Origin of the sequence: Sporosarcina sp. FSL K6-1540 (genome assembly GCF_038620285.1) — a bacterium.
Lineage (GTDB): Bacteria > Bacillota > Bacilli > Bacillales_A > Planococcaceae > Sporosarcina > Sporosarcina psychrophila.
This window is the reverse complement of record NZ_CP152018.1, coordinates 2,995,091-3,007,755: the sequence shown is the minus strand read 5'-3', so window position 1 is coordinate 3,007,755 and position 12,665 is coordinate 2,995,091. Positions and strand designations below refer to the sequence as shown.

Below are 12,665 nucleotides of genomic sequence, written 5' to 3'. Positions count from 1 at the left end.
TTCCTGTAAAGAGTGTGTAAATTTTCTGTATAGAATTTTGAATGTCTTTTTTATATGAACGAAAAAAAGCTATTCACGATGAATGCGAATAGCTTTTCGTACTGTTATGCTAACGCTTTTGCCAAGTCTTCAAGTAAATCTTCCACATCTTCAATTCCTACCGAAATGCGTACAAGACCATCTGTAATCCCCAGTTGCAATCTGCGTTCACGCGGAATTGACGCATGTGTCATGCGTGCAGGTATAGAAATCAAGCTTTCAACTGCTCCTAAACTTTCCGCAAGCGTAAAGTAACGCAATTTCGCAAGCAACTCATCGGCTTTCTTTTCGCTTCCAACATCGAACGAAATCATACCACCGAAGCCGGTCGCTTGCCTTGTCATCAATTCTCGGCCCGGATGTGATTTAAGTCCCGGATAATACACTTTCCCCACTGCCGCGTGTCCATCTAAAAACTCCGCGATTTTCTGCGCATTCACATTATGCTCTTCCATACGAAGTCCGAGCGTTTTTATACCGCGAATCAATAACCATGAATCCTGTGGCCCAAGAATAGCGCCCACCGAGTTTTGAATGAAATGTAAATCCTCTGCAAGTTTCTCTGTTGCTACCACGACAAGCCCTGCTACGACGTCACTATGACCTCCGATATATTTCGTCGCACTATGCAATACAATATCTGCGCCTTGAGCGATTGGTTGTTGAAAATATGGGGTCATAAACGTATTGTCGACAATTGCGAGCAATCCCTTTTCTTTTGCAAGCTTAGTAACAGCTTCAATATCCGTTATTTTTAACAGTGGATTCGTTGGGGATTCCAAGAAAATCGCCTTTGTATTTTCTTTAATTGCTTCATCCACTTTCGTGATATCACTAGAATCAACGAATGTTGCCGAGATGCCAAAGCGATTTAATACTTTCGTAATGACACGGTATGTTCCACCATATACATCGTCTGTTAGAACAATATGGTCACCTTTACTAAATAACATCATAACCGAACTAATCGCTGCCATTCCGGAGCCAAAAGCAAAGCCCGCTTTTCCGCCTTCTAAATCGCTAATTAATACTTCTAGCGCATGACGAGTTGGGTTACCTGTACGTGAATATTCATACCCGTTAAATTGACCAACTGACTGTTGCTTGTACGTACTTACTTGATATATTGGTGTGGAAACAGCACCTGTCGTTGCATCTCCAACAATACCGCCGTGGATTAATTTCGTTTTTGCACGCATGAATTATTCTCTCCCTTTAAATAGATCATAGATGTTCTGACTTAAATAACGCTCACTTGAATCAGGAAAAATGGTAACGATATGGCTTCCCGCTTTCGCAATTTCAGCTTCACGTAAAGAACCATAGAATGCAGCGCCAGAAGAACTTCCAACGAGCAACCCCTCATTTTTCGCCAATGAACGCAATTGCATGAACGCGTCCTCATCGCTAACTGTATGAATGGCATCAAAATACGTTGGGTCCATGTAGTCTGGTAAAAACTCCATTCCAATTCCTTCTGTTACATGAGATCCTGCTGCTCCACCGTTGAGTATAGAGCCTTCAGGTTCCACGACAACTGTTTTCACACCCGGGTTGCGTTCTTTCAAAAACTGCGAGGTCCCCATAAATGTACCACCAGACCCCGCTCCCGCAACAAAAACGTCGATTTCCCCATCTAAATCACGCCATAATTCGGGTCCAAGTGTTTTCATATACGTCGCCGGATTTGCGGGATTTGAAAACTGTGATGGTGTAAAAGCACCGGGTGTTTGTAAAACAAGCTCCCTCGCTTTCTCAATCGCACCTCTCATGCCTAGTTCGGTTGGTGTATTGATGATTCCAGCACCAAGTGCACGCATAAGTGTTTGTTTTTCTAAACTAAACTTTTCTGGAACGACAAATATCACATGATAGCCTTTCCCAATCGCTGCAAGAGCCAAGCCGATACCCGTATTTCCCGCCGTCGCTTCAATAATTGTTCCACCTGGCAACAAGCTTCCCGATTGCTCTGCATCCTCAATGAGTGTTAATCCGAGTCGATCCTTTACGCTTCCCCCTGGATTTAGATACTCTAGCTTCGCGAATATCCGACAATTATTTGGAATATGAATACGACTAATCTCAACAACCGGCGTGTTTCCAACTAATTCTTGTACACTGCCGTAAACTTTCATTACACTTCCTCTTCGTACACGTGGCGCCATTCATCTTTTTTCGCAAGCATACTTCTCGCTAACTCTTTGGCACCTTCCAAACTATGGTTTGCGGCCCACCCACATTGCACTTCGTTACACGCTGGCACTTCCGTCGCTACGAGTACATCTCGCAGAGTATTTTCTAAAATGACTAGAATATCTTCGTAATCATCATGATTAATAACAGATAGATAAAAGCCGGTTTGGCAACCCATCGGACTAAGATCCACAACTTTATCAGAATGATTACGAATGTTCTCCGCCATTAAATGCTCGATGGAATGTAGTGCGTCCATTTTCATAAACTGTTTGTTAGGTTGTGTGAAACGTAAATCGTACTTATACACTTCATCACCATGACTTCCCTGTTTCGTCCCTGCTAAACGCACGTACGGTGCCGCAACTTTCGTATGATCTAAGTTAAAACTTTCAACATTCAACTTTTTCATCGTAGTCTCCCCTTATTTTTTAGTCGCGTCCATTAGCCAGACAAAATCGTTCAATTGTTTAAACGTCACTTCGAATCCGGCTTCTAGAAATAGTTTCAACAATACGGGCAGTACTGTGTAATACTCACGTTCTAAATCGTCTGCAACATTATGAAAATTTCTTGCCCGCTCCTTATCTATCTGAGCCTGCTTTGCATCTTCCGTTATAAAAATGGTATCGGCAAAGACGACTTTTCCATTTATCGGTAACAACTGTGCATACTTCTTCAGCGCAATTCCTTTTTCTTCATCTGTTAAATGATGAAATACATATGAACTTGCGATTGAATCAATTGTTATACCATCAGTTTCAAAATCAATTAAATCCCCGTCTTTGACCTCAATTGAAGGAAATCGCTCCGCCGTTAATCGCCGCATCGCAGTGTTCGGTTCAATGCCAATCACTTGATGACCGGCATCTATTAATTTTGCTGTCAGATTTCCCGTCCCTGTACCGAATTCAAGAATAGTTCCAATAACTTTGCTTGCGACAGCATTTAGAATCTCGTCATAGCCTTCAAATACATCACGGTATTCAGGATCCTCCCCAGCAACTGATGCGTCATACAAGTGAATCCACTCATCAAAAATATCGATGAATTCGCGTCCCATAATAAAACTCCTTTTTTCAAGTATATTATTCCGAGTAGTTTACTACGGTATAGGCGTAATATCAATATTTATACCACACCCCATCTAGAAATGCCAATAAAAAAACAAAACGAAGTCTTATTCGCCCGCATCAATTGCTCCCTCATCATTTCGTAAACCGGGCCCGCACGCTACTTCCCATTTGCTCATATAGATAGATGATAAACAAACAGTTGCAGGGGGAAATAAGTATGCAATGGATATCTATATTATTAATCGGTATTGCTGCAAACATTGATAATTTAGCAATAAGTGTTTCATACGGCTTAAAATTAAAAAGAATTCCTTTACTATACAATTTCATTATTTCTCTTATTTCTATTGTATTTGCATTCTTCTCCATATCAGCGGGGAGTTTTTTATCCAATTACTTTTCACAATCAATAGCTAACTTCACTGGCGGCTTCTTAATTACCATCCTTGGTATATGGTTTATAGCGCCATTGCCATTTTTCATTAAAAATAAATCCATTCAAACAGAAGACAATAGCCCCGTATTTATAGGTTTAGAACAACCAATGAAAATCACTTTAAAAGAATCAACTTTTTTGGGATTTCTACTTTCCTTAAACTGCTTAACAATTGGTTTTGGGGCAGGTATTACAGGCTTCCCTCCGCTTTTCACTTCAATCTCAATTGGACTATTTTCACTGATTTCAATTTCTCTAGGTATTAAAATCGGTAATACAATTGGCAATACACTATTCGGCAAGTACTCCTCTAAAATCGCCGGACTTTTGCTCATCATAATCGGCATTTATGAAATGTTTTTCTAATAGTACTTACTCAATTTCGCATAAATAAATGTAAAAATCATAACGACATCCCTATTCGCAAATGAGATAGTCAAATCAGTATCCATCACTATAATGGCACCAGTTTTACCTACCTTCTCATTCAACATTACCTTCTTTTCTTATCGAAGTTTTCAGAAACATATGGTACACTTAAGACCACTACTTGAAAACGCTTACATTACTTATCAGCTTCAAAAGGAGGGGTTTTATGGTGCTCGTACTCCAACAACGACAGGAACAGAATCTGTTAATGACATTCGAGTTAAGACAAGCAATTGAAATACTTCAATACTCGACGTATGAACTTGAACAATTTATAAGGCAACAAGAGCTTGAAAATCCGATTATCGAACTGAAAGAAAAAAATACATATGAAGAGAGAGTGAATCAGCGGACATCTACTTTTGGTTCTTCCGAGATGCCGGAGGATCTATTCCAGTGTACTGAAAGAAACATGCGGGACACACTATTCGATGACGCAAAATTCATTTATTCAGACGAACACATCCAAAATTTGTTAAAGTATCTCATTTATAATCTGGATGACAATGGCTATTTACGTGTTCTTGGTAAGGATCCAGATTTCTATCTAGAATTTGATGAATTTGATATTGATAAAGGAATTCTTTTACTTCAAGAAGTGGGTCCAGTAGGAATTGGGGCTAGAGACTTAAAGGAATGCCTGCTCTTGCAAATTACATACACCTATCCTGAACAAATGTCAGCTGCCTTTTTAGTAGAACATCATTTAAACTTGCTTGCTGACCATAAATGGAATGAAATCGCCTTACAAATGAACATCGAAATGAGGGAAGTAAAAGAGCTTTACGATTTCATACAAACGCTTAACCCGAGGCCAGGCACATTTATTTCCAATTTCCCAACTGAGTATTTAACTCCTGACATTATTGTCGAATCAAAAGATGATAAATTAGTTTTCCATCTGAATGACGGCTATTTACCAGCTATTCATGTCAATAAAGAGTACACGCAACATCTTCAAACGAAAAATGATGTATCAAAATATATCCATACTCAATATAAAAATGTAGAATGGCTTCTTAGCAGTATTGAACAGCGCCGAAATACGATTATTAAAATTGTGCAAGTCCTGTTAGATAGACAGGAAAGTTTTTTTATAAATGGACTCTCTTCATTGAGACCATTAACGCTAAAAGAAGTAGCTGATGAAATTGAAATGCACGAATCAACTGTCAGCAGAGCGACTACCAACAAAGTCATTCAGACCGCGTTCGGTTCTTTCGACCTTCGAATTCTGTTCATTTCGAAGTTAGAAACTGCGGACGGCACTAGCATTTCTCAAACGAAAGTGAAAACACTTTTGGAGAATTTTATAGCTCAGGAAAATAAATTCAAACCCTATTCTGACCAAAAAATAGCAGAATACTTTAATCGCGAAAAGGGCATCACAATCTCTAGGCGAACAATTAGTAAGTATAGAGAGGAGTTAAATATACCTTCCTCCAGCAAACGTAAAGATATTCAAGTATAATTCACAAAAAAAGCACGGAGAGTACTTGACTTATTTGTCAGGTACTCTCCGTGCTCATTTTAGTTAACTTCTATCGCATGTTCTTCATGTTCATGTAATTCTTTATCATCTTTTACGTGGATTTGAATTTTGTGCGGACCTACTTGTGCAAATGTGTATGAAGCTGTATATTCACCGGCAACTAATTCTTCAACGTCGACCCAGTCGTGTTTGTCCGGATTTTCTTCATTCCAAATTTCATAGCGTACTTGTGCTTTTTCAAATGGTTTTCCATCTAATTGCAAGTGAACGACAAATTCAGTAGATTCGCCGGACTTCATATTTTCAGGTTTCATGAAGTGCATCGAAAATCCTTCTGCATGCCCATGTTCGTGTTCAGCTTCTCCTTCAATGGCTTCTTCATAATTTCCACCATTACCTACTGTCACTTCTTTTTTTGGCATTGTATGCAAGCCTCTCGCTGTTACATGCACTTGAACGTGGAAAAGACCGTCATGATCAAAAGAAGTTTCTGCTGTATACAAACCGTCTTTGTCATTCGTCGATTCAACCTTGAAACTTTCGTGTTTTTTTCCTTCTTCCCATACTTCAAATTCAACTTCATCAGCGTCATCTACTTTGTCATCGCCCTGTGTAACAACTGCTTCCATCTTTATAATACCATTCACATCAACTTGTTCTGTCACTGTTAGCTTCACATCCAGCGGTAGAGGTACTCCTGTTTCGTCCACTTTTACCGCTTCTTCTTTACCGCATGCTGCCATAGCGGCCAGCATGAATAGCCCCACTAACAAACCAAATTTCCTTTTCATCAAGATTCCCCCATAGTCGTTTTACTTAACGTAGTTCCTTATGTTCGTTATGATTATAATAGATAAGTTAGAACTAAGTGTGAACTACCGCGCTTCACATGATTTTCACATTTATTAGAGAAAATGAGTACAATGAGCAACCTATAATTGAAATGAGGTTTTATCTTGAATTCATCCACCATTATGATTATAGACGATGAACCACAAATGAGGAAACTGATTCGAATGTTCCTCGAAAAAGAAGGTTACACTGTCGTCGAGGCTACAGATGGGATCCATGCACTGTCTTTGATAGACCAAACAAATCCACAGTTGCTACTAGTAGATGTAATGATGCCCTTCATGGATGGCTTTACATTCGCCAAAGAAATAAAGCGGACATCGACAATCCCACTCATCTTTCTATCAGCAAAAGGAGATGAATGGGATAAAATACAAGGTTTAAAGCTTGGCGGCGACGATTATATTGTCAAACCATTTTTACCGGGAGAGCTTCTTGCAAGGATTGAATCCGTTCTGAGACGATCTTATCAAAATATACCAGTTGCCGATACATTAACTGTCGGGCCACTCGTAATCGATAATGGAGCACATACTGTGTCATTGAATGGAAAACCCTTATTATTAACATTAAAGGAGTTTGGTATGCTTCATGTGCTTGCTAAAAATAAAGGTCGCGTCTATTCAAGGGAACAACTGCTGCACATCGTCTGGGGTGAAGAACATCAAAGTAGCGAGCGTACAGTCGATACACATATCAAAACGTTAAGACTTAAAATGGGTAATAACGGTGATCTAATTGAAACAGTTTGGGGTATCGGCTACAAATTCGAGGTGTGAAGATTGAAGACACTTACATTAAGCAAAAAAATAGGTATAGTCCTGATTTCCAGTATCGGGTTTACAATTCTTTTTTCCTTTTTCTTCATCCATTATCTCTATTCTGAATTGTATTTGACAAGTATTGAAGAATCCATTGTCTATCAAGGGAAAAGGACGGCTTCTCATTACCATTACGGGGAATTAAGTGATGAAATCATCGATAAAATCCAATGGTATAACATCGTGTCAGAATATGAAATTATCGTAGTTGATAACTTAAAGGATCTCACTTCCTATTTCCCTTACGAGGTCAATTATGAAACACTTGTCGATGCAAATGACATGGCTGAGTTGGAAAAAGGAGCCTATGTATTAAAAGAGGGATTCGTAAAAGAACTTAACCATGAAATTCTAGGCGCCATTTTTCCAATCAAAGGTGAGAACGGACTTATCGGTTTCATCTATATTTATGTTCCACTTGCGGCAGTTCAAGATGTATTTCGGGGAAGCATTCCAATACTTTTGATCGTTGGTTGCTTATTTTTCTTCATACTCTTTTTAGTTGTCAATCGGACTTGGCATTCTTTATTCAAACCGTTGCAAGATCTTCAGCGACTTTCTTTTGAAGTATCTAAAGGGAACTATTCAAACCGGATTCAAAGCGAAAGGGACGATGAGGTCGGCCAATTGACGAAGGCGTTCAATTTGATGAGCCTTTCACTTGAACAACAGGAAGAACGAAAAAAGGAATTCACGTCAAACATCGTGCATGAACTCCGTACACCGCTCACCTATATTAGCGGTTACACGCATGTTCTTAAAGACAAAATATATTCATCGCCCGAAGAAGCACAAAGCTATTTGACAACGATTGAAAAAGAAACAGATCGACTGACCAAATTGATCACTGATCTTGTGGAATTAAATCATCTTCAAGAAGATTTGTATACAATTGACATTCAGCCTATTGCCATCGCGCAATTATTAGTAGATACAGTTGGTTTGTTCACGATTCATATTGCAGAAAAAGAATTATCTCTCGAATTGACTATAGAAGAAGAACTTATTCTAACAGCTGATCCAAAAAGAATTCAACAAATTTTTTACAATACCATAGACAATGCCGTGAAGTATTCCGCCACAAACGGAACCTTGGCAATTGAATTAACGAAAAAAGATGCTTTCCTTCAATTCCGAGTGACAAATGATGGAATTCTTATTGACGATGAAGATCTAGAGCGAATTGGCGATCGTTTTTTCAGGACAGATAAAGCCCGGAATCGGACAACCGGTGGAACAGGCTTAGGGCTCCCTATTGTCAAAGAAATCATCCGACTGCACAACGGAACTTTCGAGATGACTAGCGACACCATGACAGGAACAACCGTAACGATTCGATTGCCCGGCTTATCTATTGATGAACAAGAAGAGGTGTAATTTGAAAAACATATGCTATCTGTTTATTCCCCTTGTCATTGCAGTCTTGCTTTCCGCTTGCAGTTCTGTACCTCATAGTGGAAAGGAAATAGTCCCATTTTCTTATACAGACCAAAATGGACAGCCTTTCGGTACAGATGAACTAACGGGGAAAGTCTGGATTGCTGATTTCGTCTTCACAAAATGTAAGACCGTCTGTCCCCCGATGACACTAGAGATGGCGGATTTGCAAAAAAAGTTCGAGGATGAAGGCGTTCAAGTCGAATTCGTATCATTCACTGTCGATCCAACAATTGATTCACCAGATGTGTTAAAAGAGTACATCCACCAATTTACGGACGATGAAAAGAATTGGCATATATTAACGGGATATACACAGGAAGAAATTGAAGCTTTCGCAAGGGATCAATTTCAAACAATTGTCCAAAAACCTTCCTCATCCAATCAAGTCATTCACGGAACTAACTTTTATTTGATTGATCAGCAAGGCAGTATTGTGAATGAATATAATTATGTAGATGCATCCTATGTCAAGGAAATGATGAAGGATATCAAAAAGATTCAAAGATAATCACATGTGTTGATTAACCAAAAACAACCCGTAAATAACTTAATTAAATAGCAGGAGCTTCGTGTACATTAAATTTGGATCGCTTTGGATTGAAAGGCCTCTATACGATTATCGAGATTTCTTGATGTGTAGGGATGTGGCCTCGTCGCATCCCTACACATCGTTTTTCGATAATCGTATGGTGCTTATTCATCCGTCACACTTGCGCCTCGGTAAAGATGTCATGACTATTCGCCAAAAGCGGACCGAAAATGATTCAGTGAAAATGGGTTTTTTCAAGCCTTTCTTACCTGCTCTTTATGCAAGAAAATGGTTAATCAACAGACGTGAAAGATAATAGACAAAAACACCTCCTAGGCTTATCCGCTTAGGAGGTGTTTCCTTGTTAGCAATACATTCATTATTTCTTCAAACGACTCTTCATAAAACTGATAACAACTGGCAGAACAGACACAAAGATAATTAATAAAATAACAGTGGAGAAGTTATCTTTAATGATAGGAATATTCCCGAAGAAATAACCTGCAATCGTACAAATTCCTACCCATAGAATTGCGCCTACTACATTATAAATGAAAAAGTAGCGATAATTCATACGACTAGCCCCTGCAACAAAAGGTATAAATGTACGAATGAACGGCATAAAGCGGGCAATCACTATCGTTTTACCACCGTGTTTATTAAAGAATTTCTCTGCTTTATCCATTTTTTCTTGATCAATGACTCTACCAATTAAGCTATTAGGCTTGATCGCTGTCCCGACCTTTTTGCCGATTTGATAATTTACAGTATCCCCAATGACAGCTGCAGTAAAGAACACAATAAGGAGAAATACAATGTTAAATGCCCCCATTGCAGCAAGAGCCCCACTTGCAAATAACAAAGAATCACCTGGTAAGAATGGGAAAATAACTAATCCTGTTTCAACAAACACGATTAAGAATAATAGTACATATGACAGCGAGCCGAAATTTTGAATAATTTCAACCAAATGCTCATCAATATGTAATATGAAGCTGATTATGTTTTGAATTATAGTCATACATAGACTCACTTTCAATAATATTTGTCAGATTCATTGACAGAAACAACCTTATTCATCATACTTGTTTCTTTGATAGTTGTCACGTAACAGAATAAAATAGCGATACACTTACATAAAAGCGCAAGGCGCCAAAAAGAATAGCAGGCATAAGTCGATTAAGGGGAAGGCATTCTAAGATCGCGACGACTGCATTCTTGCAGGTACGACGTGGCGCTCTTTGCCCGGGAAGGATGCAGTTCAATCCTTCCCCGCTACATGCCCCACATCTTTTGGGCCTCCGTGCGGCTGGTGCCTAGATTCTAGACACCATTCTATGTCAAACAAACTTATACTTTCCTATATTTGAAGAATGCCCCCCCAATGATTTCAGGGAGGCATTACTCATACTATTATTTACGTCTCCAAAGCATCAACATCATCGCCGTAATAAAAGTGAAAGCAATGAGTGCCAAAAAAGGAATCGTTACAAAACCAAACCAATTAATATATTGTCCCGAGCATGGAACCCCGCTCGTACACGTACTGAATTCTTGCAATGAAGGCAGTTTCTGCAACGCATAATGATAACCAGATAGAAGCATGCCTATGACTGACATCGGAAGAACGTACTTATATATATCGCGGTCATTTCGATAAAATGCCATGCCAAGGAACAGAACTAGTGGGTACATAACTATTCGCTGATACCAGCAGAAAGTGCATGGTACAAAGCCCATACGCTCGCTAAAAAACAAACTTCCTATCATCGCTGTAATCGATGCTAACCAGGCAAGGAGGAGCGGTTTACTTACCACTAGCAGCCGCCTCTTCCACCATTTTTGTGAAATCATCTAACGTACTACCCGTAAATTGTTTTCCACTTATAAAGATTGTTGGTGTGGAGGATACACCTAGGTTATTGGCCGTTTTCATATCTTTTTCCCAAGCTTCTTTCCCCTTGCTTTCACCAAATGACTGCATTACTTTATTCGTTTCTTCTTCAGTTGCCACTTCCGCTAAAACCTCTTCCAAAAATGACTCCGTATATAAGTCCTTTTTTTCGTAGGTTAAATCTTCTGGTTGCTTACTAAATAATAATTCATGGAAAGTCCAAAACTTATCATTCCCTAATTCTTGATAAACCGTTTCTGCAAATTGAGCGGATCGATTTGAATCGATGTTTATAAAGGAATAATTCATAAAGTAAAACTTGGCTTTCCCCGTTTCAACTAACTCCTTGTAAATAACCGGAAAAAGTCTATCATTGAAATCTTTACAACTTGGACATTTATAATCACCAAACTCAATAATGTCAACTGGTGCTGACTCTTCACCCAAGAACGGCTGCCCTTCTACATCTATAACGGTTGACTTTTGATTGGCGTCCGTTAAAACAATAACGCCTACGATACAAATAACTACTAAACCAACAATCCAAAAAATCTTCTTAGACAAGGTAAACACTCCTAATTTGAACTACATGACGTAGTGTAATGAAATAAAAATTTACGCAAGAGCGTAAATAAATAGTGCACAAATGAAGCAAAAAATCGTTACTGACAGAAGCATAACCTTCACAGGTAGCTTTATTTGGATTCCTTTTAACGGATTCAGGATATAGTCAATCCGATAATTGACAGATGTATCAGCAAATGATGCATAGACAAAAGGCATTTTTTCATTTTTGCACACTTTAAGCATCTTTAAAAGCGCACTCCCTAAGTTAACAGACGTCTGTTGTTTTTCAATTGCATATTCATCCGCTGACAATTCCTTAATGATGCTATATTTCTGATTAAACCATTTTAGAATCGGAATATAGCCCATCGTGGACGAACAAAGTGACATCAAAAAGATGGTAAGGGGGTCACGATTTTTTTGATGATACATCTCATGAGAAATTACTGCATTTAATTCATCGTCATTTAATAGGCTTATCAATCCCGTCGATAATACGATTTTAGGACGAACAAATCCCATTGTGATTGCAATCGGTGAAGGATGCGAGATCACAATAAATCCATCTTTTCCATCGCTATAAGTTTGATTCATTTCGGTTGTGAGCGTATTTTCTTCATACTGCTTAAATCGTTTTTTCATTCGTGAAGCATGATAAAATTGTGATCCTATTTTCCATATCGAAAATAACAACGTATAAATGACAAATGCATCGAGGACATACTCAAGAGAAGACAAGCCAATATTTTTCATCCAACTGTGACAGACGACAACAAGGTTATGACCAATATCCCAGCCTGCTATGATCGACATCAGATACAAACCCATTTGAAGATAAATCGTCCCTGAAATTATGAGTGACACAATAAGCATACTTAATGATTGACGTTTGTACAT

Annotated in this window: 14 protein-coding genes; 5 read left to right on the top strand and 9 right to left on the bottom strand. The window is 38.7% G+C overall.

Annotated elements, in window-relative coordinates:
* Positions 1-104: 104 nt before the first annotated feature.
* From MKY15_RS14245 to MKY15_RS14230, 4 genes are read right to left on the bottom strand one after another with little or no spacing between them, the layout of a single operon-like run.
* Positions 105-1,238 (bottom strand): bifunctional cystathionine gamma-lyase/homocysteine desulfhydrase, encoded by a 1,134-nt coding sequence (locus tag MKY15_RS14245; RefSeq protein WP_342537824.1) that lies wholly within the window; start codon positions 1,236-1,238, stop codon positions 105-107.
* Positions 1,239-1,241: 3 nt separating this feature from the next.
* Positions 1,242-2,174, bottom strand: coding sequence for a cysteine synthase family protein (locus tag MKY15_RS14240; protein WP_187047168.1), 933 nt, complete (start codon positions 2,172-2,174; stop codon positions 1,242-1,244).
* Positions 2,174-2,644 (bottom strand): S-ribosylhomocysteine lyase, encoded by a 471-nt coding sequence (locus MKY15_RS14235; protein ID WP_187047167.1) that lies wholly within the window; start codon positions 2,642-2,644, stop codon positions 2,174-2,176. The genes MKY15_RS14240 and MKY15_RS14235 overlap by 1 nt, the downstream gene beginning before the upstream one ends.
* A 12-nt stretch (positions 2,645-2,656) precedes the next feature.
* Positions 2,657-3,295, bottom strand: a complete 639-nt coding sequence (locus MKY15_RS14230; RefSeq protein WP_187047166.1) for a class I SAM-dependent methyltransferase — start codon at positions 3,293-3,295, stop codon at positions 2,657-2,659.
* 230 nt (positions 3,296-3,525) lie between these two features.
* Between MKY15_RS14230 and MKY15_RS14225 the strand changes: the two genes are divergently transcribed.
* The gene (locus MKY15_RS14225; protein WP_338653076.1) at positions 3,526-4,110 is read left to right on the top strand and encodes a manganese efflux pump; all 585 of its coding nucleotides are present in this window, start codon (positions 3,526-3,528) and stop codon (positions 4,108-4,110) included.
* 229 nt (positions 4,111-4,339) lie between these two features.
* Positions 4,340-5,644 (top strand): RNA polymerase factor sigma-54, encoded by a 1,305-nt coding sequence (rpoN, locus tag MKY15_RS14220; protein ID WP_342537823.1) that lies wholly within the window; start codon positions 4,340-4,342, stop codon positions 5,642-5,644.
* Positions 5,645-5,703: 59 nt separating this feature from the next.
* Here rpoN and MKY15_RS14215 read toward each other — a convergent pair whose 3' ends face one another.
* Entirely contained in the window at positions 5,704-6,456 is a 753-nt protein-coding gene (locus MKY15_RS14215; protein ID WP_338653079.1) for a FixH family protein, read from the bottom strand.
* A gap of 165 nt (positions 6,457-6,621) precedes the next feature.
* Here MKY15_RS14215 and MKY15_RS14210 point away from each other — a divergent pair, with 165 nt between their 5' ends.
* The 3 genes from MKY15_RS14210 to MKY15_RS14200 are packed head-to-tail and all read left to right on the top strand — an operon-like array spanning position 6,622 to position 9,286.
* The gene (locus tag MKY15_RS14210) at positions 6,622-7,296 is read left to right on the top strand and encodes a response regulator transcription factor (RefSeq protein WP_231885784.1); all 675 of its coding nucleotides are present in this window, start codon (positions 6,622-6,624) and stop codon (positions 7,294-7,296) included.
* A 3-nt stretch (positions 7,297-7,299) separates the two neighbouring features.
* On the top strand, positions 7,300-8,715 hold the full coding sequence (locus tag MKY15_RS14205; protein ID WP_340741726.1) for a HAMP domain-containing sensor histidine kinase: 1,416 nt from the start codon (positions 7,300-7,302) through the stop codon (positions 8,713-8,715).
* Position 8,716: 1 nt separating this feature from the next.
* The gene (locus MKY15_RS14200) at positions 8,717-9,286 is read left to right on the top strand and encodes an SCO family protein (RefSeq protein ID WP_255428619.1); all 570 of its coding nucleotides are present in this window, start codon (positions 8,717-8,719) and stop codon (positions 9,284-9,286) included.
* 400 nt (positions 9,287-9,686) lie between these two features.
* Here the strand turns inward: MKY15_RS14200 and MKY15_RS14195 are convergent, their stop codons facing one another.
* The 4 genes from MKY15_RS14195 to MKY15_RS14180 form a co-directional block, all read right to left on the bottom strand.
* On the bottom strand, positions 9,687-10,328 hold the full coding sequence (locus MKY15_RS14195; protein WP_342537821.1) for a DedA family protein: 642 nt from the start codon (positions 10,326-10,328) through the stop codon (positions 9,687-9,689).
* A 392-nt stretch (positions 10,329-10,720) separates the two neighbouring features.
* Positions 10,721-11,077, bottom strand: a complete 357-nt coding sequence (locus tag MKY15_RS14190; protein WP_231885822.1) for a disulfide oxidoreductase — start codon at positions 11,075-11,077, stop codon at positions 10,721-10,723.
* Between the two features lie 37 nt (positions 11,078-11,114).
* Entirely contained in the window at positions 11,115-11,774 is a 660-nt protein-coding gene (locus tag MKY15_RS14185) for a DsbA family protein (RefSeq protein WP_231885782.1), read from the bottom strand.
* A 42-nt stretch (positions 11,775-11,816) separates the two neighbouring features.
* The gene (locus tag MKY15_RS14180; RefSeq protein WP_187047158.1) at positions 11,817-12,665 is read right to left on the bottom strand and encodes a M56 family metallopeptidase; all 849 of its coding nucleotides are present in this window, start codon (positions 12,663-12,665) and stop codon (positions 11,817-11,819) included.

Bases quoted from the DNA above. Each gene is read 5' to 3' on its own strand.
- MKY15_RS14215 (WP_338653079.1), bottom strand. From the start codon at position 6,456: ATGAAAAGGAAATTTGGTTTGTTAGTGGGGCTATTCATGCTGGCCGCT.
- MKY15_RS14225 (WP_338653076.1), top strand. From the start codon at position 3,526: ATGCAATGGATATCTATATTATTAATCGGTATTGCTGCAAACATTGAT.
- MKY15_RS14195 (WP_342537821.1), bottom strand. From the start codon at position 10,328: ATGACTATAATTCAAAACATAATCAGCTTCATATTACATATTGATGAG.
- MKY15_RS14230 (WP_187047166.1), bottom strand. From the start codon at position 3,295: ATGGGACGCGAATTCATCGATATTTTTGATGAGTGGATTCACTTGTAT.
- MKY15_RS14245 (WP_342537824.1), bottom strand. From the start codon at position 1,238: ATGCGTGCAAAAACGAAATTAATCCACGGCGGTATTGTTGGAGATGCA.
- MKY15_RS14240 (WP_187047168.1), bottom strand. From the start codon at position 2,174: ATGAAAGTTTACGGCAGTGTACAAGAATTAGTTGGAAACACGCCGGTT.
- MKY15_RS14235 (WP_187047167.1), bottom strand. From the start codon at position 2,644: ATGAAAAAGTTGAATGTTGAAAGTTTTAACTTAGATCATACGAAAGTT.
- MKY15_RS14190 (WP_231885822.1), bottom strand. From the start codon at position 11,077: ATGATAGGAAGTTTGTTTTTTAGCGAGCGTATGGGCTTTGTACCATGC.
- rpoN (WP_342537823.1), top strand. From the start codon at position 4,340: ATGGTGCTCGTACTCCAACAACGACAGGAACAGAATCTGTTAATGACA.
- MKY15_RS14180 (WP_187047158.1), bottom strand. From the start codon at position 12,665: ATGTACAAACGTCAATCATTAAGTATGCTTATTGTGTCACTCATAATT.